32 protein-coding genes and 2 pseudogenes are annotated in these 26330 nt (G+C 43.3%); 23 read left to right on the top strand and 11 right to left on the bottom strand.

What is annotated here, in order from left to right; all coding sequences use genetic code 11:
- The first annotated feature begins 170 nt into the window (after nt 1-170).
- Nucleotides 171-413, top strand: coding sequence for a WhiB family transcriptional regulator (locus RQN30_RS10390; RefSeq protein WP_353060423.1), 243 nt, complete (start codon nt 171-173; stop codon nt 411-413).
- A 32-nt stretch (nt 414-445) separates the two neighbouring features.
- Entirely contained in the window at nt 446-691 is a 246-nt protein-coding gene (locus RQN30_RS10385) for a hypothetical protein (protein WP_353060422.1), read from the top strand.
- 57 nt (nt 692-748) lie between these two features.
- On the opposite strand, the gene RQN30_RS10380 is transcribed toward RQN30_RS10385, so the two are convergent.
- Nucleotides 749-2374 (bottom strand): histidine kinase N-terminal domain-containing protein, encoded by a 1626-nt coding sequence (locus RQN30_RS10380; RefSeq protein WP_353060420.1) that lies wholly within the window; start codon nt 2372-2374, stop codon nt 749-751.
- Nucleotides 2375-2541: 167 nt separating this feature from the next.
- Here RQN30_RS10380 and RQN30_RS10375 point away from each other — a divergent pair, with 167 nt between their 5' ends.
- The 4 genes and pseudogenes from RQN30_RS10375 (at nt 2542) to RQN30_RS10360 (ending at nt 5153) form a co-directional block, all read left to right on the top strand.
- On the top strand, nt 2542-2790 hold the full coding sequence (locus tag RQN30_RS10375; protein ID WP_353060419.1) for a hypothetical protein: 249 nt from the start codon (nt 2542-2544) through the stop codon (nt 2788-2790).
- Nucleotides 2790-3149: a DUF2505 family protein gene (locus RQN30_RS10370; protein WP_353060418.1), complete on the top strand. Its 360-nt coding sequence runs from the start codon at nt 2790-2792 to the stop codon at nt 3147-3149. Before RQN30_RS10375 ends, RQN30_RS10370 begins: the two co-directional genes overlap by 1 nt.
- A 296-nt stretch (nt 3150-3445) precedes the next feature.
- A pseudogene (locus RQN30_RS10365) lies at nt 3446-4196 on the top strand (thymidylate synthase); the annotation flags it as partial.
- A gap of 204 nt (nt 4197-4400) precedes the next feature.
- Nucleotides 4401-5153 carry a dihydrofolate reductase gene (locus RQN30_RS10360; protein WP_353060417.1) on the top strand — a complete coding sequence of 251 codons (753 nt, stop codon included), beginning with the start codon at nt 4401-4403 and terminating at the stop codon, nt 5151-5153.
- Nucleotides 5154-5490: 337 nt separating this feature from the next.
- Here the strand turns inward: RQN30_RS10360 and RQN30_RS10355 are convergent, their stop codons facing one another.
- Both RQN30_RS10355 and RQN30_RS10350 read right to left on the bottom strand, forming a co-directional pair.
- The gene (locus RQN30_RS10355) at nt 5491-8148 is read right to left on the bottom strand and encodes an LPXTG cell wall anchor domain-containing protein (protein ID WP_353060416.1); all 2658 of its coding nucleotides are present in this window, start codon (nt 8146-8148) and stop codon (nt 5491-5493) included.
- Nucleotides 8149-8216: 68 nt separating this feature from the next.
- Nucleotides 8217-8999 (bottom strand): hypothetical protein, encoded by a 783-nt coding sequence (locus RQN30_RS10350; protein WP_353060415.1) that lies wholly within the window; start codon nt 8997-8999, stop codon nt 8217-8219.
- Nucleotides 9000-10262: 1263 nt separating this feature from the next.
- Here RQN30_RS10350 and RQN30_RS10345 point away from each other — a divergent pair.
- The 8 genes from RQN30_RS10345 (at nt 10263) to RQN30_RS10310 (ending at nt 15221) form a co-directional block, all read left to right on the top strand.
- Nucleotides 10263-10646: a site-specific integrase gene (locus RQN30_RS10345; RefSeq protein WP_353060414.1), complete on the top strand. Its 384-nt coding sequence runs from the start codon at nt 10263-10265 to the stop codon at nt 10644-10646.
- A 210-nt stretch (nt 10647-10856) separates the two neighbouring features.
- A complete protein-coding gene (locus RQN30_RS10340) occupies nt 10857-11087 on the top strand; it encodes a tyrosine-type recombinase/integrase (RefSeq protein ID WP_353060413.1) in 231 nt (76 codons plus the stop codon).
- 60 nt (nt 11088-11147) lie between these two features.
- Nucleotides 11148-11912 (top strand): ParA family protein, encoded by a 765-nt coding sequence (locus RQN30_RS10335; RefSeq protein ID WP_353060412.1) that lies wholly within the window; start codon nt 11148-11150, stop codon nt 11910-11912.
- Between the two features lie 10 nt (nt 11913-11922).
- Nucleotides 11923-12255 carry a hypothetical protein gene (locus tag RQN30_RS10330; protein ID WP_309955734.1) on the top strand — a complete coding sequence of 111 codons (333 nt, stop codon included), beginning with the start codon at nt 11923-11925 and terminating at the stop codon, nt 12253-12255.
- Between the two features lie 32 nt (nt 12256-12287).
- The gene (locus tag RQN30_RS10325; protein ID WP_353060411.1) at nt 12288-12575 is read left to right on the top strand and encodes a hypothetical protein; all 288 of its coding nucleotides are present in this window, start codon (nt 12288-12290) and stop codon (nt 12573-12575) included.
- 62 nt (nt 12576-12637) lie between these two features.
- Entirely contained in the window at nt 12638-13267 is a 630-nt protein-coding gene (locus tag RQN30_RS10320) for a hypothetical protein (protein ID WP_353060410.1), read from the top strand.
- Nucleotides 13268-13439: 172 nt separating this feature from the next.
- Nucleotides 13440-14132: a hypothetical protein gene (locus tag RQN30_RS10315; RefSeq protein ID WP_353060409.1), complete on the top strand. Its 693-nt coding sequence runs from the start codon at nt 13440-13442 to the stop codon at nt 14130-14132.
- 354 nt (nt 14133-14486) lie between these two features.
- Nucleotides 14487-15221: an ImmA/IrrE family metallo-endopeptidase gene (locus RQN30_RS10310; RefSeq protein WP_353060408.1), complete on the top strand. Its 735-nt coding sequence runs from the start codon at nt 14487-14489 to the stop codon at nt 15219-15221.
- A gap of 511 nt (nt 15222-15732) precedes the next feature.
- On the opposite strand, the gene RQN30_RS10305 is transcribed toward RQN30_RS10310, so the two are convergent.
- Genes RQN30_RS10305 through RQN30_RS10295 form a run of 3 tightly spaced genes read right to left on the bottom strand, consistent with a single transcriptional unit; the run spans nt 15733 to nt 17134 of the window.
- On the bottom strand, nt 15733-16446 hold the full coding sequence (locus RQN30_RS10305) for a nucleotidyl transferase AbiEii/AbiGii toxin family protein (protein WP_353060407.1): 714 nt from the start codon (nt 16444-16446) through the stop codon (nt 15733-15735).
- Between the two features lie 11 nt (nt 16447-16457).
- Entirely contained in the window at nt 16458-16790 is a 333-nt protein-coding gene (locus RQN30_RS10300; RefSeq protein WP_353060406.1) for a hypothetical protein, read from the bottom strand.
- Nucleotides 16791-16795: 5 nt separating this feature from the next.
- Nucleotides 16796-17134 (bottom strand): hypothetical protein, encoded by a 339-nt coding sequence (locus RQN30_RS10295; RefSeq protein ID WP_353060405.1) that lies wholly within the window; start codon nt 17132-17134, stop codon nt 16796-16798.
- A gap of 460 nt (nt 17135-17594) precedes the next feature.
- On the opposite strand from RQN30_RS10295, the gene RQN30_RS10290 reads away from it, so the two are divergent.
- The 9 genes and pseudogenes from RQN30_RS10290 (at nt 17595) to RQN30_RS10245 (ending at nt 23863) form a co-directional block, all read left to right on the top strand.
- Nucleotides 17595-18584, top strand: coding sequence for a relaxase/mobilization nuclease domain-containing protein (locus tag RQN30_RS10290; RefSeq protein ID WP_353060404.1), 990 nt, complete (start codon nt 17595-17597; stop codon nt 18582-18584).
- Between the two features lie 172 nt (nt 18585-18756).
- Nucleotides 18757-19389: a hypothetical protein gene (locus RQN30_RS10280; RefSeq protein WP_353060402.1), complete on the top strand. Its 633-nt coding sequence runs from the start codon at nt 18757-18759 to the stop codon at nt 19387-19389.
- 28 nt (nt 19390-19417) lie between these two features.
- Complete coding sequence (locus RQN30_RS10275) at nt 19418-19771, top strand: hypothetical protein (RefSeq protein ID WP_353060401.1); 354 nt, start codon at nt 19418-19420, stop codon at nt 19769-19771.
- Nucleotides 19738-19824 (top strand): annotated as a pseudogene (locus RQN30_RS10270) (hypothetical protein); the annotation flags it as partial. The gene RQN30_RS10275 and the pseudogene RQN30_RS10270, both read left to right, overlap by 34 nt.
- A gap of 155 nt (nt 19825-19979) precedes the next feature.
- Complete coding sequence (locus tag RQN30_RS10265) at nt 19980-21143, top strand: ImmA/IrrE family metallo-endopeptidase (RefSeq protein WP_353060399.1); 1164 nt, start codon at nt 19980-19982, stop codon at nt 21141-21143.
- Nucleotides 21088-21345 carry a hypothetical protein gene (locus RQN30_RS10260; RefSeq protein ID WP_353060397.1) on the top strand — a complete coding sequence of 86 codons (258 nt, stop codon included), beginning with the start codon at nt 21088-21090 and terminating at the stop codon, nt 21343-21345. The genes RQN30_RS10265 and RQN30_RS10260 overlap by 56 nt, the downstream gene beginning before the upstream one ends.
- Nucleotides 21338-21637 (top strand): hypothetical protein, encoded by a 300-nt coding sequence (locus RQN30_RS10255; protein WP_353060396.1) that lies wholly within the window; start codon nt 21338-21340, stop codon nt 21635-21637. Before RQN30_RS10260 ends, RQN30_RS10255 begins: the two co-directional genes overlap by 8 nt.
- Nucleotides 21638-21813: 176 nt before the next feature.
- Nucleotides 21814-22839 (top strand): type IV secretory system conjugative DNA transfer family protein, encoded by a 1026-nt coding sequence (locus RQN30_RS10250; RefSeq protein ID WP_353060395.1) that lies wholly within the window; start codon nt 21814-21816, stop codon nt 22837-22839.
- 106 nt (nt 22840-22945) lie between these two features.
- Nucleotides 22946-23863 (top strand): type IV secretory system conjugative DNA transfer family protein, encoded by a 918-nt coding sequence (locus RQN30_RS10245; protein ID WP_353061840.1) that lies wholly within the window; start codon nt 22946-22948, stop codon nt 23861-23863.
- A 165-nt stretch (nt 23864-24028) separates the two neighbouring features.
- Here RQN30_RS10245 and RQN30_RS10240 read toward each other — a convergent pair whose 3' ends face one another.
- From RQN30_RS10240 to RQN30_RS10220, 5 genes are all read right to left on the bottom strand, one after another.
- Complete coding sequence (locus tag RQN30_RS10240; RefSeq protein ID WP_353060394.1) at nt 24029-24595, bottom strand: hypothetical protein; 567 nt, start codon at nt 24593-24595, stop codon at nt 24029-24031.
- Nucleotides 24595-24876: a hypothetical protein gene (locus RQN30_RS10235; RefSeq protein WP_353060392.1), complete on the bottom strand. Its 282-nt coding sequence runs from the start codon at nt 24874-24876 to the stop codon at nt 24595-24597. Before RQN30_RS10235 ends, RQN30_RS10240 begins: the two co-directional genes overlap by 1 nt.
- The gene (locus RQN30_RS10230; protein ID WP_353060391.1) at nt 24873-25196 is read right to left on the bottom strand and encodes a CHAP domain-containing protein; all 324 of its coding nucleotides are present in this window, start codon (nt 25194-25196) and stop codon (nt 24873-24875) included. The genes RQN30_RS10235 and RQN30_RS10230 overlap by 4 nt, the downstream gene beginning before the upstream one ends.
- A 223-nt stretch (nt 25197-25419) precedes the next feature.
- A complete protein-coding gene (locus RQN30_RS10225; protein WP_353060390.1) occupies nt 25420-26043 on the bottom strand; it encodes a hypothetical protein in 624 nt (207 codons plus the stop codon).
- Between the two features lie 49 nt (nt 26044-26092).
- A complete protein-coding gene (locus RQN30_RS10220; RefSeq protein ID WP_353061861.1) occupies nt 26093-26284 on the bottom strand; it encodes an RCC1 domain-containing protein in 192 nt (63 codons plus the stop codon).
- Nucleotides 26285-26330 lie beyond the last annotated feature (46 nt).

Here is a 26330-nt window from a genome sequence, read left to right as displayed (position 1 = left end):
TAATCACAGTTCTAACTCTTTACTCAGGATGAAAAACCTGCAAGAGTTAGTTAGGTCAAAAACTGAATAAATAATTATTTGAAAATCATAAGTTCATAAGAATACATCTGCTTCAGCAGCTTACGGACATATGATTATTTATGGTCAGGTACTTCGAGGAGATTAATTAAATGGATTGGCGCCACAAGGCAGCATGTTTGGATCAAGACCCTGAGCTTTTCTTCCCTATCGGCAGCTCAGGTCCGGCAATGGCACAAGCTGAGCAGGCAAAACGGATTTGCCGCACCTGCACGGTGATGGAAGTGTGCCTGCAATGGGCTCTCGATACAAACCAGGATGCAGGAGTCTGGGGCGGAATGGGCGAAGAAGAACGGCGTGCAATTCGCCGCCGCACTGCACGCCGCCGCGCCTAAAATTTTGCGTACCGAAACAACTATTCGTCTGCATGAAAATTCTGCAAAATCAGTACAAACAACCCAACGAAAAATATCCGGGTATTTTTGATAACTCATATGATTCGCGCGAAGTTATCCGGATTCATATTTTCGCACCAGATAAGAATACCCCGTATAACCGGCAGCGAAATATCTCGCAGATTCATAGTGAAAATAGTGAGAATCTGCGCCGCACTGCGGATGCGAAATTTTTACGACGGCGCCGCAGAATCTTCGCATCAGGAACAGCCTGTTAATCTTTGCAAATACTTTCCGCAAGTATTTTCCGCAAGCACAACCGCATTAGAAACAAATCATTTTTGCAAGCGTAATTTCGCAGTAACTTGTGTTCCGCCGCCGTCGCGATTTTTCCACTCAATTGTGCCGTTTAATTCAGCATGAACTAACGTTTGCACGATTTGCGTCCCGAGACCGCTTCCCGGTCCGCCGTCGCCAATACCCACACCATTATCAGACACAGTCAGAATAAGCTGTTCCTCTTCGCGCACTGCAGCAAGCCAGACATTCCCGCCGGCACTTACACCATGTTCAATCGCATTAGAGATTAGCTCATTTACTACCACTGCAAGTGCCGTCGCGTGCTCGGCACGCACCCGGCCGAAACTCCCAGTAAACTCAAATTCTACCGCGTTTTCCGTCACGGAAATATCGCGGACAATTCGCAGTAATGAACCAAAAACTTCATCAAATTCAACGACTTCATCAATTGTCTGTGAAAGTCCTTCATGCACAATCGCAATCATCGCTACACGCCGCTGTGCTTGTTCAAGTGCCTGACGGCTTTCTTCATTGGTCGCACGCCGGGCTTGCAAACGCAGCAGTGCCGAGACTGTCTGTAAATTATTTTTCACACGATGGTTGATTTCGCGAATCGTGGCGTCTTTCGAGTGCAGCTTCGCTTCTTGCCGGCGCAGCTCACTGACATCACGGGAGAGAAGCACAGCACCAAGCTTTTCTCCGCGAAGTTTCAACGGCAGTGCCCGCATTGAAATAATCACACCGCGTGAGTCAAATTCGGTAACCCACGCTGCTCGGCCCATCAGCACCAGCGGCAGCTGTTCATCCGGGACTTGGTTATCAGTGATTAATTCCGAAACAATTTCTGCAAGTACCTGCCCAACCAGCGGTTTATCGATACCGAGCCGGCGAAAATGCGAGACTGAATTGGGACTTGCATAAAGCACTTCTCCGTCGGCGTCCATGCTGATTACCCCATCAGAAACACGCGGAGTGCCGTGACGATAGCGTGATGGCGTTCCTTCCATCGGAAACTCACCGGTAGAGACCATCTTAAACAATGTATCGGAAACCTCACCATAATTCTGGTGCAGCTGTGTCGGTGAAAGATCGGGGAAAACTGCGGACATTGCGTGAATTACCGCGATTGGTTTCTCATTCAGCAGCTGAGTATTTTTCCAATATGCAGCCCGGCGTTTGTGCTCAGAATTTTCGGTATTATCTCCGGCGTGATTTTCGGTATCATTTTCACCGGACTCTGCCATTTGCTCAACAGAGTTAAGAGAATTCAGACTATTTGCCGAGCCATGCACCGCTGCAGCCAGCCCTTCTGAAGCACCGTATCCGCCAATATTCACTGGAACAAATTTATGGTTAATGAGGTCGCGCGTGAATTGCGCGATTTCACCGGTAAGATAAGCTGCCCGTACTCCATGATAAATATCAGGAGAAGCGGTACTTGCATGTTCGCCAATAATATCGCGTTCGAGAAGTGTGGCCGCAGTTGCCGGACGAGTGTGGGCTCCGACCACAAAGTCGTCTTTTTCCGGAATCAGCAGGATTAAATCTGCAAATGCAAGATCTGCTACAGCTTGCCAATCGCCAATGAGCTGATGCAGCCATTCGTTTGCGTATGGCTGTGAATATCCGGATCGTTCGAGAATTGTTTTCAAAGTAGGCACATGCCCACTTTAAGCTGTTTTTGCAATTTTCTAAACTTCAGACCAAACTTGCCGCGTCGTTATCAGTATTTTTCTCTGCAGCGGGCAATCAAACAGATGTAATTGCTGTTTCGCCGGGTTTCTGACCATTTAAGAAAAATACTGTATTCGCAGCTAAAATAAAAAATATGAAAATTGAGATTTCTGATAGTTTTGCAGCAACTGCGGCAGAACTTTCCGCGCTGTTTGCTTCTGCAGAGTTGACTGCAGCGCGGGTGCAGGCAATTCGCACCCATTCCGCTTCTTTTGCAAATTATTCTTTTTCACAGATTAAAAATACCGACGGAGCTATTACCAAAACGCTTTTTCAACTTCTTTATCCGCAAGCGATGTGCCTGCCAGGATTCAAATGCTGTTCCCGCACGGAGTACAGTTAGTGGTTGAAACGGAATTCACACCGCCGATACCAGCCGTTTGCGAATCAGGCGTGCATCCGCAAACTTTCACTGACGGCAGGAGCACCGCGCGAATCGAATTTAATATCCAGCTGAAAGGGATTCCCGCGGCGGTTTCCGGATTCGCATTAATTGCAGAGACATTTTCGGGAAACCATATTGATCGTGGTGAAAAAGGCACCTCCAGGCAGTCAAAGCTCACCTATTACGGCGAACTGAGTGTAAATATTCCATTTATCGGAAAAATGGCAGAAGCGAAGATTCGCGAAGAACTTCCGGATTTGTTTAAAAAAGATTTTGCATTGATTCGCCGGCTAATTTCGGCAGATAAAACTAAATAATACGATTTCGAGTTTATTCCGGTATGCGCCGCGGCTGGAAGAAAATTGACGCGATGCGGATTGCTGAAAAGAAAACCGCAAAACTGCTGTAAATAAGGCAGCTGATTGGAATGAGTTAGCTAGAATTACTTTCGGAAGATATTTTTACGTTTTACTTAATCTGCTTACTTAATCTGCTGGCTGCTTCGCCTGCCGATTTCCTGATAGATTCTTTTCGCTGATTGGCTAATATCGCGAAATTTCTGATTTGTTCACAATTTTCCACCGCCAAAACCAAATAGATAGAGGATTGCCAGATGCATAAAAAACCAATCAACCGGCAGTATGAAGATTTACTGCAAGATGTGCTTGATAACGGCACCCGGAAAGGCGACCGAACAGGCACTGGAACCCTTTCAGTTTTCGGACGCCAGCTGCGTTACAATCTCGCTCAGGAAGGTTTTCCGCGTATTACGACAAAATTTGTGGCGATGAAAGCGGTAAAGGGGAATTGCTCTGGTTTCTGCGCGGAGATACGAATGTGAAGTGGCTGCAAGCGCAGGGGATTACAATCTGGGATGAATGGGCTGATACCGACGGTAATCTTGGACCGGTTTATGGATATCAGTGGCGTTCTTGGCCCGCTCCGGACGGGAAGCATATTGATCAAATTGCTGAAGTGATACAGACACTGAAAACTAATCCGGATTCCCGCCGGATGATTGTCTCAGCCTGGAACGTTTCAGATTTGGACAAGATGGCGCTGATGCCTTGCCATGCTTTTTCCAATTTTATGTTTCCGACGGGAAGCTCTCCTGCCAGCTTTATCAGCGTTCAGCAGATTTGTTCCTTGGCGTACCGTTTAATATCGCCTCATACTCACTGCTCACACAGATGATTGCACAGCAGTGCGGACTTGCCGTAGGTGAATTTGTTTGGACTGGCGGCGACTGCCATATTTATTTGAATCATTTAGCGCAGGTGCGCGAACAGCTTTCACGTGAACCTTACCCGTTCCCGGAACTTGAGTTAAAGCAAGCACCGTCAATTTTCGAATATGAAATGGACGATATTCTCGCTTCCAAAGGATACCGGCACCACCCAGCGATTAATGCTCCGGTTGCGGTCTAATCCCAAACTGCAAAACACTGCAATACGAAATATTGAAATACTGAAACGCAAATATTGAAACAAAATATTGAAACGCAAATATTGAAACACAACCGGAACCGGAGAAGAACGCAACCGGAACCGGAGAAGCAGGAGCAGCGCATGATTGGATTGATTTGGGCGCAGGGAAATGAACGCGTAATTGGTAAAGATGGCACAATCCCGTGGCGTCTGCCTGAAGATTTAGCAATGTTTAAAGCCGCAACGTTTGGTAATCCGGTAATAATGGGGAGAAAAACTTGGGAGTCGCTTCCGCCGAAACAGCGCCCGCTCCCTGGGCGCGCTAATTACGTGCTTACGCGCGATAGTTCATATCATCCTGCCGGTGCTGCCGTCGGAAATGATTTGAACCAGATTCTGAAACAGGCAGCTGCAGAAAATCCGGATAAAATTATTTGGGTAATCGGCGGGGCACATGTTTATGCGCAGGCATTGCAATATGCCGATGTGCTTGTAGTGACTAATATCGATGTGGATATTTCACCAGTAGATATTGAGTCAGCAGATATTGAGCCACCAGATATTGAGCCAGATGGTGCAAGCAATTCGGGTAATACCGTCGGAAATAGCAGCAATATTGGCAGCAGCGCAATTAATGAAACTGCGCATAGCTCTTCTCGCGCCAATGTCAGCGGCTTATCTTACGCACCGGAATTTAGTTTTGACTGGCGACTAATTGCTGCTTCTCCAGATCGCGGATGGCATCAAAGTTTAAAGGAAATTCGCTACCGCTTCTCTGCCTATGCGAATCCGCAGAATATTACCGACGGCAGTCTAAATAGTACGCAGCTTTCCCGTTTTACTGCGCAGATAGCTGCACACTTTGAATCGGCCGCCAGTTTTCGGCGTGATTAAAGCTAATATGCATAAAAATAATATGAGCAAAAATCGTAATCGCAGTTTGTGAAGCAGCTTGGTTTGCACCAGGGGTGATTTACAGCAGAGTGCGATTTGCACCAGGGCCGATTTGCACTAGGCGATAAAATTCATACCTTATTAATAATGCGAAGCGGCTGGGAGTTTTATCGCATTCCCAGCCGCTTCTCAAGGCGGTTATTATCGCCCTTATCTTGTAACAGATTATTTTGTAATCGCTCTCTTAGAACAGAACTCAATGGATTAATAAAACAGATTAATAAAACATTTGAACTCTGCTTGCTAATATTCGGGGAATATTAGCATTCTTGAGCGTTTAGTCTTCGCGGCGTTTGCGTGCGCCGAAAACTGAGAGCACACCAGCCAAACCAAGACCAGCCGCACCAAGCAAACCAGCCCGCGAATCCGCACCAGTTTGCGGCAACTTCTCAACCCCCGCCGAAGAAACACCACCATTATCAAGCACCGGCACAATCGGCTGACCCAACCGACCCACGGTATCCGCACTATCCGCACCATCAGCACTATCAGCACTATCAGCGGAAAGACCAAAATCTCTCACACCCGCAATCTCCGGATACTCAAGCAACATCCCCGCAAACACCGAACCCGTCTCAGTTACCGGAAGCGTTGAAGCCACACCCGGCCGATCCGCAGTATCAGCACCACTCACCGGAACACCAAAATCAGACAAACCATCCAACTCCGGATACTCAAGCACACCCGTAAACGACGAACCAGATTCAGTTTCCGGAAGCGCTGAAGCCACACCCGGCCGATCCGCAGTATCAGCACCACTCACCGGAACACCAAAATCAGACAAACCATCCAACTCCGGATACTCAAGCACACCCGTAAACGACGAACCAGATTCAGTTTCCGGAAGCGCTGAAGCCACACCCGGCCGATCCGCAGTATCAGCACCACTCACCGGAACACCAAAATCAGACAAACCATCCAACTCCGGATACTCAAGCACACCCGTAAACGACGAACCAGATTCACCCTCAGGCAACACAGACGCCACACCCGGCCGATCCGCAGTATCAACACCACTCACCGGAACACCAAAATCAGACAAACCATCCAACTCCGGATACTCAAGCACACCCGTAAACGACGAACCAGATTCACCCTCAGGCAACACAGACGCCACACCCGGCCGATCCGCAGTATCAGCACCACTCACCGGAAAACCAAAATCAGACAAACCATCCAACTCCGGATACTCAAGCACACCCGTAAACGACGAACCAGATTCACCCTCAGGCAACACAGACGCCACACCCGGAACATCAGACACAATAATGTCACTAGTCCCGCCATCACCAGTCACAAACGAACCACCATCGGCAAGATCATTAATATTAGTTTCTTCTTCCGGATGCCCCAAACCCAACGGATTCAAATCATCTAAATCAGATAAATCAGCAGCATCAGTTTCATCAACATGACCAACAACAATATTACTGCCATCTACCACCGGATTAGCATTACCAATCACCGTAACAGACTCAGAACCAGACTTCTCAATATCCTCGAAAGTAGCTTCAGCCGGAGTCCCATTATAACCAGTCACATCCGACAAATCATCCAAATCAGTCGGCAAACCCGAAACACCATCAAACGGATTAAGAATCGTATTACCATCAACAGGCCCAGGAACCACATCACCAGAAACAAAACCCGAACCGGTACCCCCAAGAGCATCAATATCAGCTTCAGCCGGACGACCAACACCCAACGGATTCAAATCATCTAAATCAGATAAACCAGCAGCATCAGTTTCATCAACATGACCAACAACAATATTACTGCCATCTACCACCGGATTAGCATTACCAATCACCGTAACAGACTCAGAACCAGACTTCTCAATATCCTCGAAAGTAGCTTCAGCCGGAGTCCCATTATAACCAGTCACATCCGACAAATCATCCAAATCAGTCGGCAAACCCGAAACACCATCAAACGGATTAAGAATCGTATTACCATCAACAGGCCCAGGAACCACATCACCAGAAACAAAACCCGAACCGGTACCCCCAAGAGCATCAATATCAGCTTCAGCCGGACGACCAACACCCAACGGATTCAAATCATCTAAATCAGATAAACCAGCAGCATCAGTTTCATCAACATGACCAACAACAATATTACTGCCATCTACCACCGGATTAGCATTACCAATCACCGTAACAGACTCAGAACCAGACTTCTCAATATCCTCGAAAGTAGCTTCAGCCGGAGTCCCATTATAACCAGTCACATCCGACAAATCATCCAAATCAGTCGGCAAATTCTCGCTCTTGTCAGTCTTTTTGTCCGAAGCAACCTTATCAACACTAACTTGCACAGATTCACTTCCATGCGGGTAAGTAATGTTAACCATCGCATTACCTACAGTATCCCCGGTAACCTGTATATCCGTGTCTGGAAAGTTAAGCAGTACGTTTTGCGGATTAGCTTTCTTGACTGCGTCAATAATTCGCGCCTTATCTGATTTACTCAAATCGCCCGAATTCAGTACAACTACTTTCTCAGTCTCATCTGGCGTTGCAATGGTTGCTGGGGCAACAATCACCGTCCCAGGAATCTTAACACCATTAACTCCACCAGCCTGATAACCAGCATCATCACTAACTTTCACCCGCACACCATAATGCTTCGGAGAACCAGACTTCTTCGCCTGTTCTTTCACATCTTCTAGTGAAAGCTCCTTGCCCGGGTTTTGCGGATCAATAAACTTAAACTCAGCATTATCTTGCAGCTTGTTTTTCGGTGTCACATTATCCGTAACATCAATCTTATTCTTCGCAAACTGCGTATCAAGCGAATCAACCGTCGCCACATGCAAATCATCCAGACCAAGAGCAGTTCTCGTCTGATCCAAATCCACTACCGGAGGACGCACATCCGCACCCTGCAATGTAAACTTCCAGTTTTTCGCAGTACCTTTCAGCTGATCGACCATAGTATGCGGTCTAATGACAATCTGACCGCCATAACTTGCGTTACGAACTACATTAATTGTTTCGTTACCTATATTTTTTTAATAATTGAATTAAATGTTCCACTAGGTGTTCCAGCTACATTATTGTATCTTCTGTTGGTGCTTCCTTGTGCTTCATGATACACCACATCAACAGCTTGACCGCCAGAATTTTTAAACTCCTGCACACTCCACTGTCTACCACCTTGAGGATAAGATACAGACACTTTCTTCACTTTAGGATTGAAAATGTCGCGTCCATAATAAGTAGGTTTATCACTACTATCTTTCGGTACTGCTTTGATTCGTTTCATCACCTCACCCATATCAAGATTGAAAGGAGTATTGAAATCGTAGTAATACACGTACTCAGTATCGCTAATCTTCTTAAACCCAGGATCTTTCCTACCACCAGGCAGCGGTCCAACCTTTTGACCGTTAAGAGTAATATTTTCGTCCCACACCAAAGTGTATCCGCTAATATCTACAAACTTCGTTTTACTTAAATCATTTCGTGATGGCGGAAGCTCTTCACCCACTGTAGTACTGGAATCTGTTTGTCTTTTCGCGCGTTTTTTCGGTGTAACACTAGTATCAGCAGTAGCAGTAGTGGTGGTGTTTGGTGTGTTTTCGAGCGAGTTTGCAACGATGTTGATTGATTCTTCTGTCAGCACTGAATTAGAATCATCAACCGCGTTAGCCGAACCTGCCGGTATCCCCAAAGCAAACAAGCTGCTAACCATTGCAGACTTGATCCCAAACTTTGAATACTTCGGACCAACTACAACCTTATGACGCGCTCGATACGCATCCCCACCACTCTTACCAAACATGAAAAACAACTCCTAAGTATTAATGCTTACTCACGCCCAAACCCCTCACCACAAAAGACAAGCGGGTATCCAAGGCACGCAAACATCAATCTACTACCCCCCCGCACGTTTTCCACCCAAAAAACACGACACAAAACCAACCAAAAATAATTGAAAATACAACCACCACCAGCACAAACACCAACACCCACCACACCCCACACCACACAAAACATGACAAACACCACACAGCATAAAGAAAAACAGAAACCAGCAAACCCGCAACCAACAGCAAGACCCAACTCTTCCCTCCACGCAACCAACAGCAAGAACTCAGTTTCATCACATAGCCAGTGACAAAACTCAGATTCTTTACATAACTAGCGGCGGGAACTCATTTTCATCACGTAACTAGTGGCAAGAACTTGGGCTGGGATTATCGCCGTCGGAAGAGTTTGTATTTATGCTGGTCACAGGATTACAGTAACGACGGCACTCCCGTCGTTACCTTAAGACCACCCGTTTTGCCACCAGTTACGTCACCATACAGGGCATTTTGCCACCAGTTACGTATGCTCCCGAAAACTTTGCCACCAGCTACGTAACCCCACACCCATTACGCCACCGCTCACGTTAGCTAAAGCAGACCATGCAGCATGGCTTACGACTTACCTTGCAAATCCAATTACCGTGCCTGCCCAAGCAAAAGGCACATCAGTAAAATTGATTGCGAAAATTAGGATTAATAACGGACTTGCGGGCGAAGCGTCAAAAAGGCTAAGCAGAAAAACGTTGCTTAAAAATAAGTTTTCGGGCCAAGTGGGCTAAGTGCGGGCCAAGTGGGCTAAGTGCCAAAAATCGGGAATACGGGGCTAAGTACGGGCTAAGTGCCAAGAATCGTTGCTTAAGATTGGACTTTTCGTTGCGATGCCGGGCTAAAGTCGTGGTTATTTAGGTTTCGTTACTGCAGCGGGGAAAAGTCGGCATTATTGAGGTTTTATGTTTTAATCGATACTTTTGAAAAAGCAAAATCCCCGAACTCTTACGAGTCCAGGGATCTTATATCAGTTGCGGAGACAGGATTTGAACCTGCGACCTCCGGTTTTATTTTTCATACGACACTTATTCTAATTATAAAACTTGCTTATTTAGCACGTTTGGGCGTGGGCAGATGTTACACATCCAAATAATGCCAGCATCTACGGCAGCACCAGCCACGCCAGCAAAGCCAGCAAATATTTTTTCTTTCCGGTTTGCACCGCATGATTACATCATGAGATTACAATGATGAGTGTCCCAGAGGGCTGGGAAGAAGAATTAAAATTATGGGCAATCTATCTGAATGCTGCTAATAAAGCAGAACGCACTATAGATACGCGAATAAGGAGAATGCGGTATTTCGCCAGAGCGTTTAATTTGCCACCTGCCAAAGTTACTGAAGAAATGATTTTTGATTATTGCGGGCAAAAGACGTGGGCGGCAGAAACCAGGCACTGTGCTTACATTACTTTGCGTGCTTTCTTTGCATGGTATGCAGAAAAATACAAGTGTGAAGATCCTGCTAAACGGCTTCCTTCAGTACGCCGGTTAGTTCCACCCCTAGACCAACTCCGGAAGATATTTACATTCAAGCATTGGAAAAAGCGGAGAGTTCCCGCACAAAGTTAATTTTACGGCTGGCTGGGAATCTTGGTTTACGGGCAGATGAGATTTCTCGGCTGCATATTGATGATATTGTGCCTGACTTATTTGATTACTCATTAAGGATTAACGGGAAAGGCGGGCGAATAAGACTACTACCGCTAGTTCCTGAAATGCACAGGGCTTTGCTTGTACAAGCAGATCCGATTACCGGCTGGATTTTCACAGGAGGGAAAGATGGGCATCTATCTCGCCCGGTGGGTCAGCAAGATTGGCGCAAATGCTTTACCTGGAAAATGGACTTTGCATACTCTCCGGCATCGCTTTGGTACTCAGTCTTATCGAAAAGACCGAGATCTCATCACAGTACAACGCCTACTAGGTCACGCAGATGTGTCTACTACTCAAAGGTATGTGGAGCCACCGAAAGACGCGGTGCGCAATACCGTCATTTCAATTGCCATATAAACAAGCCAGCCATGCCAGCAAAGCCAGCACTACTGGCAGCGTCGTAATTTAGGAGGAAAAATGATCATTTCGATTTGCAACCAAAAAGGCGGGGTCGGTAAAACCACGCTTGCAGCGAATCTTGCACAAATGCTTTCTGAAGAAGGTGTGAAGCGAGTGCTTTTAATTGACGCAGACCCACAAGGGAATGCGACTACAACTGTAGGGATTGAGTTAGATTCGCAAGGTCTAACGTTAAATGACGTTCTTGCAGCCATTGCTTCAGGAGCATCTGGAGAGATAGCTTTGCAAGCTATTGAACCGAATGTAAATAACTGGTTTATTGATGTTCTTCCAGCTGATCGCCTACTTGCGTCGCGCGAAACGGATACCTCTCTCGGCAGAGAAAGCCGCATCCGCACCTTGGTAGACGCTCTACGGTTTGATTATGACCATGTAGTCATTGACTGCCCGCCATCTCTTGGCATGTTGACTACTAATGCTCTTGTGGCTTGCGATAAGGCACTTGTGGTGACAACACCGCGTGAAACCAGCTTTGACGGTGTAGCTGAAATTGTTGAGACTATCGCGCAAGTAAGAGCGCATTACAATCCGCAGCTACGGCTAAGCGGAATAGCGGTCAATGCTTATCGTGATGGACGGAAAGACCGCAAGCATTGGCTGGAAAATCTTGAAAAATATTACGGGAAATACATTATAAAACCACCTATTCCAGAACGTGAAGCGATCGCACGCGCAGCAACCAGCCACCAGCCAATCCCGTTTATCGATGAAATTACACAAAACGCTTTTACACAGATATATCAAACAATTCGAAGCAGGTAAGGAAAAAGTAATGAAAATTCCAAATACTAATTTATTAAGCAAAGCCACCGTTAAAGATCCAATCATTGACAGCACAGCCAGCCACGCCAGCAAAGCCAGCACTACTGACTACGCCAGCGAGCAGCAGACTAAGTTTACGATTCGGCTTTCAAAAGATTTGATGGGCAGGATTCGCTCCGCTTATTTAGCCCAATATAAGCCAGGGGCAAAGGCGCAATCTCTTTCTGCATGGGCAGCAGGAATCTTAGAAAGCACTGTCGAGGAAATAGAAAACGCCCACAATAACGGCACACGGTTTGAATCACTACCAGCCGGGCATGTACCACGGCTACCGCTAATCTAGAAAATTTAAGGAAAAGAAAAAGGAGTTAAATCATGAGAAAAATTTCTCGAAAAGCACATCTATACCATTATAAAAATGCTGATTCATCCAGAAAAGAAATATATCAAAAATTAGTTAGCCACGACATTATAAACGCTTTTAACTTCATCCGATATAGAGACTATTTAACGATTCAAAAACGCGAAAGCGAAATAGTGAAAAACGTGATTGATTCACAAGATTTTCAAGCAAAACTTGATCTTCTTATCCGCTTGAGTGAGGCAGCACATGCTATTGACCGGCTAGAAAAACACTTCGATAAATTAGCGGGGCAGAAATGACTTAATCAGCGATTTTACGTGTAATTGTTTTAGAAAAAACTACAAATAGAGGAGAAAACAACATGGAAAACAATCTGGCAGCATCCTACGAAGAAGGACTTGTAAGTTTCGTTTCTTACGATGAAGATACTTTCGCAATCCGAGGAATGAATCTCGAAGAAGGTAGCGAAGTTGACGTGACTACAAAGGAAGGAGAGGTGAAGAAGGTTACCGTCAGTGAAATTCTAGAAAATGACAAAGGGTTAGTCACCGCAGCTTTCACATGGCCAGACGAAGTTGGAAAAGCTTTAGAAGATGGGCAAATTATCTTTACCCAGACCGATAATGGTCAATGGCTGATTAAGGGTTATGCAATGATTGAGGGTGAGGAAGTCAAAGTCACCTCACGAGACGGGAAGGAGTGTACAGTTATCGTCAAAGCTATCCAAAGCACCGATGAAAATGGTTTACAGACAGCTGCGTTTGAGAATATAGAATCAGACATGAGCGAACTGCTTGATAACGGGCGGATTATTTTCATCAGAGAGGATGAAGATTACTTAGTTAAAGGTAAAGGGTTGACGAAAGGCTCTACGGTCAAGGTTACGAAAGCTAACGGGAAGAAAGTAAAAGTCAATGTGGGTCATATTCTCACCGACACAGACGGTGTTCAGACCGCTACTTTCACATGGCCGAACAAGAATGGAAAATAGAGAAAACAGAAAATATTACAACTTCCTTATTCTCTCATCCAGACAAATAACCTAGTCTGGATGAGAGAATGATTAAATAGTTAAGTTCAAAATAGTTCTAAAGAAGAATTGCAAAATTTCCTATTTTGAGCAAAAATATGAGGAGATATAACTTCGAGATTGGAACTTAATTATGTTGTCGGCTCAGCAAGAATTGCACAATAATGAAGATGTCAAAATTTATCAGAATCACGAAGAAGCAGCTAAAGCACTAGATAATCTTGGCATTGATTTGCAAGTGCTGGTTGAAGCGATCCAGGTTGCCGAATCACGTTCCCAAGAAATAACTAGTTTCTACCCTAAAACCGCTGCTGGTCTCGAAAGATGGATAACAACCGTCGGTGTTACTCGCACCGGTCTTGCGAACATGGACACCGAGTCTTGGGAAAGCGAGGATCCTACGCTTAAGCCGCTTATGCGTAATAAGGAGCGTGGTATTATCCTATCTTTTGCAGCAGGAACTGCTGATACTGGAAGGACTGATGGCTTTCCGCAAGTAAAGCGAAAGCAAGGAAAAGTTGCTCACGCACTTCATAGTCAGCCTAATGAACAGCCTGCTATAGACGGTATTGACGAACTAATTCGCGTTCTTGGTAACGATAGCGAAAATCCGGCTCATGATAAAGTTTGGGTACTATTGTACCACCGAGACGAAAGTGAAATTCGTGCTGAAGTGTCTCTTCCAGTAGGGATTAGCGACGGTGAATTCAGTGGCTGGAAGCAACGTATCATTCTCGACCCATATATTCCTAATGATGTCAAAGCAAAACCCCTGGATATTGGTGGTGGCGATGTTGATTTCGAGGTTATCCCGTTCAATGCGTGAGGTCCTTTCTCCAAGTAGGATTCAAACCGCGCGAGAAAGAAGATACCTTACGAAAGGTGAACTTGCTCGCGAATTGGGGGTTGATATACGTACTGTCACCAATTATGAGTCGGTAGGGGCTCCTAGCTCCCGATTGAATGATCTTGTTTGGATTCTTAATTTCCCAGAAGATTTTTTCATTCAACGTTCTACTCCTGATGTCAGTGTCGAGAACGTTGAATTTAGGTCGAAACGAAGTACTCGTGCCAAAGAAAAAAAGCGGCTATTTCGATTACAAAGCTTGGCATAGAACTTTTCGGATGGATTGGGGATAGATTCAGTATTCCTCAACCATCTTTGCCAGATTTAGCCGGCATGGATCCAAAGATTGCAGCAACCACACTTCGAGGAGCTTGGAATTTAGGAACTAAGCCGCTACCTAACCTTGTTCAACTGTGCGAATCGCATGGGATTCGCGTTTTAGGTCTTCCAATAGATATACAAACAATTGACGCTATATCATTTTGGTTTCATCATACTCCGTATGTCTTTGTATCCCGCTTAAAAACACCAGAACGCACCAGATTTAACCTTGCGCACGAACTCGGACATCTCGTTCTTCACGAGAGTTCCAATATAGACTCAGGGTCGGAACGAGAAAAACAGGCTGATGCCTTCGCGTCCGAGTTCCTATTTCCGAAAATTGCGCAGTTAGAGCACACAGTACTTAATCCAAAACTTACCGATATTTTCAACTACAGACATGCCTTTGGAATGTCAGCGATGGCCGTTACGTATGCTTTGCATGAATCAGGAAGATTGTCCGATTGGAATTATCGTTTATTGTGTAAGACACTTTCGCAAAAGGGCTTTCGTGCAGGAGAACCAGGAAGCTCAATGCAGTTCGAACAATCACGAATTTTTCGTGTGGTATTGGATTCTTCGATACCGGGCAGAACTTGTTCTGCAATTGCAAAAGACCTTGCATGCCCACTAGATGAGGTTCATTCATTGACTATGAACACTGAAATGCATGGTCTGAAAAGTAATGGCTTACCTAAATTACCAGTTCCTGAGACTCTTGCTCCGGTCAAACTCCGTCTTGTGTGATTTGTACACCCCTTAACTGCATCTTTGAAGAACTTTGCTGATCACCTGTTTTTCTGCAGATGTTACCCACAGTCAATAATTATCTTTTTGCTTGCACTTGGATTGTTGGGATTTGATAGCAGCTTTAATTAGCTCTGGTCTGAATCCTGCCCAGTGGTTTATCCCCGCAAAGACTACTGGTACAGTCTTATATCCCATCGCTTTAAGAAGGATGACGTGTTAGGGATTTTGTTCTAGATTTATTTTCTTATACTCAATGCCGGCTTTAGCAAATTGGCGTTTGATTACAATGCATTGTGGGCAGTTGTTTTGGTATATATGGTGACCATTTCAGAATCCTAGCGTGTTGAAAATTTCACTGCTTTCAACACGCTTCACGACCGTCAGCATGTTAGAAAAATTTTAGCAAATTAAACCTTCATATAAGCCAATTATCGAGTGTTCTTATCTTTTCTTACTTGCTCAGAACAGTTAGGCGATGTTGAATGATGTTTAGCATCATATTCACTTTTTATTCTTCGAACTTTCTGAGCGATAATTTCGCTAATATTTTTTGAATGAATGGTGTCTGCCGCATAGCTTCGAGTATTTGATTACACCAAACAGTGTAGCGGTGTTTTATCTGGTCTAATTGCGGTTTTGTAATACTGTACTTTGAGACGCTTTCTATATTGATTTTTTCGGCATCTTTTAAGCGTGCTGCAAAATATTTCAAATCAAACCCCGCATCGATATTCTTTGCCAGATGGATTAATTCTTTATCATCAAATTTTTCACTTTGCCGTATTGCATCTACGTCTAGGAAGTCTCTATCCTCTCCACGAGAATATAATGCTGCAACTTTTGACCCAACCGCATCTTCAAGTGAAAGGACTTGTCCAATTTCCAGTACAGCTGGTTTTTGAGATCGGAAATCAACACCCATATCCACTGTCAAAGTCGTAGTATTGTCTATTTCAATGACGATTCTTGCAAAACTTCCATTTAATTTTGCTTGCGCTGCAAAACTGTTAGAATGAATTGCTTTTAAAGCGATTTCCACTGCTTGTTGAAACGTATTTTCATACTGCTTAATAGTAAACAAATCTATGTCTTCAGTGGCACGAGTAATTAGGTTATGTTCTCTAATCGCTCCTGAACCAGCAAGTGCAAACCCATGCTCAGAAAGAGCTTTAAGCAAGATTTTCGATACTTTTCTTTGAATATTTAAATTTTTATACATCATTCATTATTAACTTATATTTTTATTTCAGCTAGGACCGGGAATTTAGTTTCCCACATTTGCACAAGTTTTTGCGGAAGCGTTAAGGCTGGCCATATAAGAAATAGGAGTTCTTTATTCACTACTTGCTCAATTTGAGCGGTATCACCTTCATTCAACACTGCCATATATAAACTGCGAATAGTGCCATAGGAGTCAAGAACCAAACTTTTTTCTCCAGGTGCCCAATAATAAAACGGATCTGTATGTACCACTCCACAAATACCAGGACCACTAAGAGCCTCAAGAGATCTTGGCAAATAGTAGACTTTACGTTGCGCGTAAACAGTAGCCATTTTTCCTCGCATATTTTTTAGTTCTCATATGAATTATTTTCTTGATGAGAATATTCCATATCAGATTCTTCTTGTTCTTCTTGTTTTGGTTTTCTTACTTTGCGTTTAAAAAGTTTTTGCATAATTAAGGAATCAATTGTGAATAATGATTCTATCTCAGTACGTGTAATGCCAAGCATTTTGATTTCATTAGCGAGTGTTTCAAGTTCTGTAATACTTGATTCATATTTTTCTAATGCAAGAGCAAAACGCCTCAACAAAACTTTTTGTGCCTTAAGACGAGTTTCTTGCTCTGCTAAAAATTCGCCAACTTTTCCTTTAACAATATTTTTTGCATCTATTATTCCTACTTCCAAGTAGTAACAGATACTTCCTCATAACCCCTAACAAGGAGTATAGCGTATTTGCATTTTTTATATTCAAAATATGCAGTACCTGATACAAAACAATTTTCAAAAACAAAAATTCATTTCTAATTTGCGACAGCGGAAAATAAAAGCAAATTTTTTACACGCAAAGTTAAATACATTTAACCGTAAATTACGAGATAAAAAATGCAGCGCGAATTATAAAAGCAGACACGTTTTTCAAAACTAATATGCACAAATTGATTTTCGCTTGCGCATAAATGCGAAGCTAATTTCGCATTTATTTTTCTTTAAATCATCGAAATTTAAAGAAAAACAACTAATAACTTTATATAGGACTTTAGCCCTGTATAAAGTTATTAGCAAGATACGCCTTTGTAGCACAAAGCTGCACCCATCGCGATGCTCTGGTATGCTTGGGAGTACCCAAACCCATTAAGGAGAAGCCATGTGTGGCGAAGAATCTAGTGGGGAGAACTCGAAGCGTCGAGCCGGGCAAGTACATAAAAGCTTGTGGATGTCTGACGCTGATTGGGGCGTGGTCGAGCGCCGAATGCGCTCATATGGGCAAAAGAATTTTTCAAAATTCGCCCGTGAAGTTCTAACGAACGGCATCGTTACTGTCGCATATTCCAGATCTGTTGCCGATGAAATCACTCGCGCACTAGCTCCGATTGGGAATAACGTGAATCAAATTGCACGCAAAGCAAACACTGATGGGTTTGCTAGTCTTGCGCAATTGAATGAAATTTTTTGCTGCTCGAAGAACTTTACGCTCTCGTTTCCACCTTTAAGAGTTCTCATGGCAGTAGTAAAAATCAAGAAGATTTACAAAACACTCAAGACAGCGATTGAGTATATATCCAATCCCGACAAGACAAGGGACGGACTATTATGCTCATCTAATTGCGGACTGCCAACAATTCCTGAGTCAATTTATATAGGAATGCGGGCAACAGAGGCAGACGCTTTAGCTGAAGGTGCACGACGCGGAAAAATTTTAGCCTACCACGTCATTCAATCTTTTCTCCCTGGTGAAATTGAAGCAGAAGAAGCTCACCGTCTTGGTGTGGAATTTTTACACGAAATTTTAGGTGGAGAAGATGAGTACAACTACACAATCTCTACACACACTGATCGTGGGCATATACATAATCATATTATTTTTCATCCGCGAAATACCCGCACTCATAAATATTATGAGATGAAGCGAAGCGCACCAAAAGATTACCGACGTATCTCTAACGAGATTACTAGCCGTGAAGGATACTCACGCACATATGAATGGGATGAAAAAGATTGGGAATCTGCACCATCGAAAACACTTGGCGGCATACTTTCTGAAGCAAAACCTAATAATAAAAAATGCGGCTGGCAGCAATTATTGACCATGCCATCACTAATGCTTTTTCGTGGGAATCTTTCGAAGAAAATCTGAAAGACCACGAGATAACAATTACTCGCCACGGAAAATCTATCCTTTTTCATGCACCACAACTATTTAAAAGACCATTGCGAGGATCTACTCTAGGGGCTGGTTTTACAGAAACCGCATTAACCGCACGCATTGGCCGCATAGAAATCAGCGAGGTCATAATTCAAAAAAGTTCATGGAAAAAATTGATGATGAATTTTGGAAAATACAGCTACCCCACACATGGCCAGATACAAAATTTATCACAGTGAATGATGAGCATGTGCGAGATTATGGCACACATTATCGAATGTATTTACCTAAAAGTGCGGAATACCGTCCAGTAAATATTGAAGGACACTACGCTGGGAAAAAGATAAGCACACCAGATCTTTTTACATATTTTTCTCGCACTAACCCTTTTGAAAACATCAATTTCGTCGATGATCTGGGACAGATTAGGCGCGGACACACCATAGCTCAGCAACGCTACTACCAGATGATTGACCGGAAAGTTAGCGATCTTTCAAACCAAATGCAGGTAACTAATCTTTTCACGAAATACATAAATGCGCCTATAAGTGAGCGGGAAAAAATTCTTGACACCATGAAACATCAGCTTTCACAAATAGAAACCAAGATCATTGAAGCAATAATCGAGCGGCAGCAAGCACTCGATCACGGCAAGGAAACTACCGCTTCAGAAAAGAAACTTTCACAGACGATTGAAAAGAAAAATACATACGAAAAAGTAATCGCGAAAATAAATGCAAGAAAACAGATTTCTACAACCACACCAGCATCCAAAAAGAATCAAAACAATCGCTAAAAACTATTTCAACACGGAAGGAAAATAAATGACCACTATTGATCCAAGCCCGATAGTAAACCAAATTGTAACTACGGTCATGAACAGTGGCATAAAAATCAGTGCCACATGCGGCCAGCTAACCCTTGGGATGATGCTGAAAATCCTTAAAAGCGGACTCGAACAAGTAAAGAAAATACCAGCAGTACCTTTTAACCCTGAGCATGGCCAACAAACCGTCAAATATTTACAACGTTCAAATAACGGCGACCTGCACAGCCAGCCTTGTGACAAAACCTTACTTCGTGATTTGAAAAAGATTTCAAAACCCGCGGGCTCGATTTCGCAGTTGAAAAAGGCAAAGACGGAAAAATCTATGTCCACTTCAAAGGAAACGATGTAGATAGCGTCAAGCAGGGATTAACACAAGCCCAAGCACGGCTGGAAAAAGGATAAACCGGAAAGAAAAACTTTCCGATCTGAAATCAACGATTAAGAATCGCGTGCAAGAAAAATATGCAAACAAACCGGTAGTAAATAAATCTCTTACTCAGACCAGCCCGAAGCAAGCACCAAAAATCGACAAAATCTAAAATTAAGGAAGAAATATTATGGCAAACCGTAAACACACCGAAGCACAAAAACAAGACCTTAGAGAAAAACGCGAAACCCAAGTTAAAGAACTTGAAGAATTATTAACAACCAAAATCGAAAAAATCACTTCTATCCAGGGCTGGACAAAACTTTTTAGACCTTTAATCAAGCATAACTTTTCAAAATATTCTCCCAAGAATCAAATGCTTTTAATTGCTCAAAACGCAACTCAAGTCAATGGTTTCAAAGCATGGCAACATCAGGGACGGAAAGTGAAAAAGGGCGCAAAAGCAATGCGTATTTTCGCGCCAATAACAGTTCAAAAAGAATTACCTCCCAAAGGAAAAATATCTCAAGAATACCTTGAAGATTTAAACCAAGGACGAGTAAGTGATGGATACGACGATAAACACTACACCTGTTTCGTAGGAGTAAAACCAACCCCAGTTTTCGATATTTTCTCCACAACTCGCATAGACGGAACGGACGATACTGAACAAATGCGCAGCATTGCCTCTCAAGCTAGCCGAAAAATGGATTTTGAAACCGGAGAATTAAAAGAAAAACTCATCCAATACGTATCTAAACAATTTAAAAATATTGAAATCATTTTCGATGCTAATCAATTTGCAGGCTCAGAAAATGGTTTCCACGCCTACAACAACTCTCACGATTCGCACAGAATTGTGATTGACTCGCGCATGAGTCAAGCAAGTCAGCTCCGCACTCTGGCTCATGAAATCGGGCACGCCATAATGCATACAGGAATTGCCGACTATCAAAAACGCCGCTCGCTATACGAACTAGAAGCTGAAACTTTTGCATTCCTCACCTGCGCACTTGCCGGAATATCAGATCAATGCCTAACCGATACATCAGCTACATACATTGCAAGCTGGAATGGCGAAAGCAAAACAGAGCAAATATGCGAAGCATTCAGTCGCGTATCTGAACACGTACTTCCCTTAATCGATGAAATAGCACCACATCAAGGACTAGCACAAAATCAGAGTATCGAAACTGCAGAACTGAAAACTGATCTATCTATTTTGAAAACACAGCCACAAAATATTGAGAAAGAAAAACCCCAGAAATCACTAAAACCGTTACAAGCAGGGGAAGATAATGGCACAAATAGCGCTGATCGCAACACTCAATTCCGCCTACGTGCTAGATCCTAAACAAGGACGGGCAACAATTATTCACCCACACACACAAAAACAACTAAACCTGCGAATCACCAATATCCCTTTAGCTAAACATTTACAAGCACAAGGATTATCTAAAGGTGACACGCTACTGATTTTCGGACACCTAGAAGATAAAACGGTATACGCAAAACATGCAGCAATCGAAACATTTAAAGGCACAGACGATGGATGAACAAATATACATTTTCTCTAAAAACGGGCAAAGCGTACCAAAATATGAAAAATCATGGCCAGAAAAATCATGGCCAGAAATTGAAGCAGAAGATACTGAATGGATTGAAATAGCAGTAAATCAGGCACAAATCGAAGAAGGCATACTATATGTTTCTCCTACCATGACGATTATCTCCGATTTTGATGATAACTGCCTCCAAAATCTTTTAAGTATCGAAAAAAATATTTACAATATCCACATTTCAAAGACGAAGAAAATCTCCCAGATACCCTACACGAATCGGAATTGAATCAGCTTCCCCAAAATGATAGTCATGATCCAGATTTGGAAAATACTCGATTCAACATCCAAAACCGTAGTCAATTACTAGGCTTGCTGCAAGCGAAAATCGAGACGAAAAACAAGCAACGAAATCATTTAAATCATTAAAAAGTTTCATAAAAATTAAGAAAGTAGAAAAATCTAGTGAAGAATATTAAAACTATTTTCGTAATTATTTGTAGCCTAATCACTTTCTATACTGCAAACAAAATATCCTTCCAAATACGCACAAATATTGCCACAGGAAAGGATATTACCGCCGTTTTAGATAACTCACTTGCAGACTTTTCCAACCCTACCCATTTTTCTTTAGACACACCAGATTTGCTAGCAGGAGCAGGCACGCTACTAGCGATAGCACTCACATGGATTTATCACCATGCAGGAAAAGCAGAGCGCCGACAAGGCGAAGAACACGGGTCAGCCAAATGGGGAACACCCAAAGACTTTAAACCTTTCGCTACAAAAATCGAGAACCAATGCATAAAAATTACCAATGAACACTGGCTCAATATTAACTCGCACGTAACTCAACGTAATCTCAACCTTTTATGCCTCGGAGGATCTGGATCTGGCAAAACAAGATCTCTTGTAAAACCAAACATTTTCGCTAAAGCATCTTCCTTTGTAATTACCGATCCGAAAGGAGAACTTTTAAGAGATTGCGCCTGGCACCTGCTCGATCATGGCTATAAAATCAGATGCTTAAACCTAATCGATTTTGCCACATCAGATAAATTTAACCCGCTCACATATTTCAACCCTGCCCAACCTGAAGTAGACTGCACAGTCCTGACCGAAAATTTTATTGCCAATACTAACGGCTCTAAACCCGCGGGCTCGGATAGCTTTTGGGAAAAAGCAGAACGCGCCTTACTTACCGCTCTCATTTCCTATGAATATGCAATAAACGGCAGTAACGGTACTCTAAATAACGTGGTAGATATGCTCGCTAAAATGCAAGCGTCAGAACAGGATGAAACCTCCATGTCTGAAGTAGACCTAGTTTTTGAAGCAGTCAAAGAAATAATCAGCGAATCAGATGAAGGACTCCATAACTGGAATAATCAAGCACTTTCAGCACTAAACCTTCTACGCTTTGCCCACGCACAATACAACACCTACATGCAAGGCGCGGGAGAAACCAAAAGTCCGTCATCATTTCACTAGGAGTGCGCTTAGCACCACTACACATGACCCAAATTAGAAATATTTTAGCAGCAGACACAATCAATCTTGACACAGTAGGCAAAGAAAAACCGCTCTTTTTCTAGTCATTCCAGACACCCATGCCGCATTCAAATTCCTAATTTCAATCTTTTACGAAATATTCTTTGAAACCAACATTTACCAAGCCGACCATAATCCAGACGGACATCTTAAAATACCAATCCAATGCCTAATGGATGAATTTGCAAATATTGGCAAAATCCCTTCATTTGAACGCAAAATTGCTGTAATGCGCTCCCGCTGGCTCTCAACCATAATCATTCTACAAAACTTCGCACAAGGAAAAGCGCTATACAAAGACGATTGGGAAACCATCGTCGGTAACTGCGATTCTTTTCTTTTCCTTGGAGGTAACGAAAAATCAACTACCGAATACGTCTCAAAAATACTTGGAAAACAAACTATCCAAACCACAGACACTTCAATTTCAAAAGGACGCAGCGGCTCTTACTCAAAATCCGAAAAACGGCTCGCACGTGACCTATTATCACTAGATGAAATCGGTCGGCTTGACACGAAAAAATGCATCTACATCCTACGCGGAGTAAAACCATTCTTAGCAAATAAATCTACCCCACCAAATAATTCCGCACCATTCACATACACCCCAGCCAAGACACCATTAAAAACCAAAAGCACAGTTAGTATCACTATTGAAGACGATGAAATACCAGCAGCTTTCGATATTCTTCAAGAAAATGAAACCCTAGTAACAGCCGCACCATATTTTGGTGAAATCCAGCCAATCAACGGCAGTGCCGGAATACCCATTGACCCACTCGAAATAAAAATCCACAACAGCGAAAACGCTGCAAATATATCTATAAAAGCCAATAACCTATCCAAAGGGCTGACCGTCACCTACAATCCAAGCAAAAGCACATGCACAATTTCAGGAATCCCAGAAGAACCTATAGAAAACTATGAAGCAGAACTAACCATGAACTACCAACTCAAACTTTGAAAAATACTTTCAACGTAGGACTAACAGACATAAATAATTCCCTAGAAAAGACTTTCTAGGGAATTATTTATTCTATGCTATTCAGCTACAATTCGATGTTGCCCATAATCGCACTCCGCTATCCTCTAGCGAACCCATAGAAAATTATGAAGCAAAATAAATATATTATTCGCCAACAAATGCTTTAGCGAATCTTCCTGCAGCCATGACCACCACAATCAACATAATCTGGCCAAGGATCAATAAACCCATGTTTTGCAACAAAACAACGATGTTGAAATCTGCAAATAATTCTTTCAAGCTAGGCGCAGCATTTAACGAATCTGCTTGGAAAGCCGCATAAATTTTTACCGCAATAATCAAAGTAAATCCATGCAAAATCGCGACTAAAAGCTTCCGCAAATACCCCACCCCCATAGATTTAGTCTCTTGATTTGCCAGAAAAACAAGCGGTAGCGACGCCCCCGCCGTCAGCACATACAATTCAAGGAAGCGCATCATCACAACTATTGGAATCACAATCACAGCAGCAATCGATAAAAGCCAAGGCAAAAACAAAATCGGCAGCAATGCAAGCTGCTCAGTAATCCCTAAATCTTCTAAAGCTGCACGCATAGACTCTTCAACCGCTTTACCCGCAACCGCACCAGCCTCACCTTTAGTAGCATTCTTAATCAGCTCCATACCCACGCCATTAAGCCCACGCACAAGCATTTCAGTATGCTGAATCATTAAAATAATAAATCCAGCCTTAAAAAGGTAATCCCGATAAGTTGCACCCCAAGCTTATGATCACCTTCTACCTTCGATGAAATCCGCGCAAATTCCAACAGCAACATCCCCGATAAGACCACGGCAGCTACCGGCTTAACAGCCATTGAGTTAATTGTGACCGCAACATTATAGGCAGTGCTAGAATACGTTTCAAAAGATTTTTCAACCGCAGACACTGCACCCATACCCACCCCACCATAAAGGGCAGTTAGCATGTGTAAAAGAATGTCAACAATCATGATTTATCTCCAGTAGTATTTTTTGCAGCTATTGCTTTACGTTTTTCTCCAGTCAACTCTGGATTTTGTACTACCACTACCGAGCCAGATTTCAACCACTTTCTAAGCGAAGCATAATCATGCTCAGTCAAATAATATTGGGCATACCCATAATTTTCGACCACAATTTTCTGGCCATCATTTTCTGCCACATACGCCACATGCCCATACAGTGGATGCGAACCATAGACTCCTTGAGAATAGGAAATTACATCACCTGGCCGGATTTCATCTGGAGTCTTTACCCGCTTCCAGCCAGGCATATTCCCAGGTTTTCCCACTGTGCACCATTACCACCCAGCGGGGTCAAAGAGCCATGTGAATAAATCCAATTATCTACACTCGCACCCATGTCGCGATTCACCCGCCAAAAAACGAAATCAGTACAATTTCCGTAATAAAAATTTGTCGAGTGATTAATCGTGTTATAAACCGATGTAGGTATACCAGCTGGTGTTCTCACCTTATCCGCCCACGGATAATCATCACCAAGCACGCCAATTACTACACGCGACTTAGCCTCTTCTTCACTCCAACCACCGAAAATAAAAGAAAAATCGAAGCAATCAGCGCCACCACGCTTATTACTGCTGTCAATACAGCAATTACGGGTAATGATGCGGATGTGACCATCGCGGCAACTGCGGCAATAACTTTCGCTCCTACCGCTTGAGCTTTCACCATGACTTTCTTTACAAGCCGCCCACTAGCCTTACCTCCACGCGCCACACTACCGCGTACTTTACTATCAGGAACACGCCCACGATTAAACCGCTTTACCCGCCCTTTAGCAGGAAGTTTTTGACCATTGGCAATAGGTAACCGATTAGCATTCACACCAGCATAACCAGAACTCCGTACCGCATTTTTACCGAATCTCACTTGTGAGCTTATACCATCAACACCAGCACGCCCCATAACAGGCTGCCCATAATTATTTACTCCCCGATACGTTGTTTTCACTAAAGACTGCGATAAATCCCTACCAGCATCATCCCCAGCTTTTTCAAAATCCCCATCAGCCACATCTCTTGCGCTCTGGCGAATCTTTCCAAAGACCATAACCCCAGAATGCGCTTTTGACCTAAAAGTATGCTGCTGGCGTGTAATAGATACTTTTGACCGCATATGCGGGAAACAAACTCCTGATTTTGCGTATTACGCACACTGCTAAGCATTAATTTTTCTCACTAATTACCTGATTCATTTGGGTAAGCCCAATAAAAGGCTTATCTTCTTGACTGATCCGCTTATCAGCATTTGACCCAAAACAATACAATCGCCCCTTATCAGTAGAAACACATGAAGAAAAATCTTGCGCCACTACCATAAGAGCTTTTTGACCATCAGGAATCTTAATTTCAGTCAACACACCAGCTTGCGCACCTTGCTGTCCAGACCCAAACTGACCAGAA

The sequence above is a fragment of the Arcanobacterium hippocoleae genome (assembly GCF_040360365.1).
GTDB classification, from domain to species: Bacteria; Actinomycetota; Actinomycetes; order Actinomycetales; family Actinomycetaceae; genus Arcanobacterium_A; species Arcanobacterium_A hippocoleae_A.
Note: the sequence above shows the minus strand (reverse complement) of the source record. Positions and strands in the feature narration are given on the sequence as shown.

What these genes read in the sequence shown, in the direction of transcription:
- RQN30_RS10390 (WP_353060423.1), top strand. Translation starts at nt 171, where the DNA reads ATGGATTGGCGCCACAAGGCAGCATGTTTGGATCAAGACCCTGAGCTT.
- RQN30_RS10385 (WP_353060422.1), top strand. Translation starts at nt 446, where the DNA reads ATGAAAATTCTGCAAAATCAGTACAAACAACCCAACGAAAAATATCCG.
- RQN30_RS10375 (WP_353060419.1), top strand. Translation starts at nt 2,542, where the DNA reads ATGAAAATTGAGATTTCTGATAGTTTTGCAGCAACTGCGGCAGAACTT.
- RQN30_RS10360 (WP_353060417.1), top strand. Translation starts at nt 4,401, where the DNA reads ATGATTGGATTGATTTGGGCGCAGGGAAATGAACGCGTAATTGGTAAA.
- RQN30_RS10355 (WP_353060416.1), bottom strand. Translation starts at nt 8,148, where the DNA reads ATGGTCGATCAGCTGAAAGGTACTGCGAAAAACTGGAAGTTTACATTG.
- RQN30_RS10350 (WP_353060415.1), bottom strand. Translation starts at nt 8,999, where the DNA reads ATGTTTGGTAAGAGTGGTGGGGATGCGTATCGAGCGCGTCATAAGGTT.
- RQN30_RS10345 (WP_353060414.1), top strand. Translation starts at nt 10,263, where the DNA reads ATGATGAGTGTCCCAGAGGGCTGGGAAGAAGAATTAAAATTATGGGCA.
- RQN30_RS10340 (WP_353060413.1), top strand. Translation starts at nt 10,857, where the DNA reads ATGGGCATCTATCTCGCCCGGTGGGTCAGCAAGATTGGCGCAAATGCT.
- RQN30_RS10335 (WP_353060412.1), top strand. Translation starts at nt 11,148, where the DNA reads ATGATCATTTCGATTTGCAACCAAAAAGGCGGGGTCGGTAAAACCACG.
- RQN30_RS10330 (WP_309955734.1), top strand. Translation starts at nt 11,923, where the DNA reads ATGAAAATTCCAAATACTAATTTATTAAGCAAAGCCACCGTTAAAGAT.
- RQN30_RS10325 (WP_353060411.1), top strand. Translation starts at nt 12,288, where the DNA reads ATGAGAAAAATTTCTCGAAAAGCACATCTATACCATTATAAAAATGCT.
- RQN30_RS10320 (WP_353060410.1), top strand. Translation starts at nt 12,638, where the DNA reads ATGGAAAACAATCTGGCAGCATCCTACGAAGAAGGACTTGTAAGTTTC.
- RQN30_RS10315 (WP_353060409.1), top strand. Translation starts at nt 13,440, where the DNA reads ATGTTGTCGGCTCAGCAAGAATTGCACAATAATGAAGATGTCAAAATT.
- RQN30_RS10310 (WP_353060408.1), top strand. Translation starts at nt 14,487, where the DNA reads ATGGATCCAAAGATTGCAGCAACCACACTTCGAGGAGCTTGGAATTTA.
- RQN30_RS10305 (WP_353060407.1), bottom strand. Translation starts at nt 16,446, where the DNA reads ATGATGTATAAAAATTTAAATATTCAAAGAAAAGTATCGAAAATCTTG.
- RQN30_RS10300 (WP_353060406.1), bottom strand. Translation starts at nt 16,790, where the DNA reads ATGCGAGGAAAAATGGCTACTGTTTACGCGCAACGTAAAGTCTACTAT.
- RQN30_RS10290 (WP_353060404.1), top strand. Translation starts at nt 17,595, where the DNA reads ATGTGTGGCGAAGAATCTAGTGGGGAGAACTCGAAGCGTCGAGCCGGG.
- RQN30_RS10280 (WP_353060402.1), top strand. Translation starts at nt 18,757, where the DNA reads ATGGAAAAAATTGATGATGAATTTTGGAAAATACAGCTACCCCACACA.
- RQN30_RS10275 (WP_353060401.1), top strand. Translation starts at nt 19,418, where the DNA reads ATGACCACTATTGATCCAAGCCCGATAGTAAACCAAATTGTAACTACG.
- RQN30_RS10265 (WP_353060399.1), top strand. Translation starts at nt 19,980, where the DNA reads ATGGCAAACCGTAAACACACCGAAGCACAAAAACAAGACCTTAGAGAA.
- RQN30_RS10260 (WP_353060397.1), top strand. Translation starts at nt 21,088, where the DNA reads ATGGCACAAATAGCGCTGATCGCAACACTCAATTCCGCCTACGTGCTA.
- RQN30_RS10255 (WP_353060396.1), top strand. Translation starts at nt 21,338, where the DNA reads ATGGATGAACAAATATACATTTTCTCTAAAAACGGGCAAAGCGTACCA.
- RQN30_RS10240 (WP_353060394.1), bottom strand. Translation starts at nt 24,595, where the DNA reads ATGATTCAGCATACTGAAATGCTTGTGCGTGGGCTTAATGGCGTGGGT.
- RQN30_RS10235 (WP_353060392.1), bottom strand. Translation starts at nt 24,876, where the DNA reads ATGATTGTTGACATTCTTTTACACATGCTAACTGCCCTTTATGGTGGG.
- RQN30_RS10225 (WP_353060390.1), bottom strand. Translation starts at nt 26,043, where the DNA reads ATGCGGTCAAAAGTATCTATTACACGCCAGCAGCATACTTTTAGGTCA.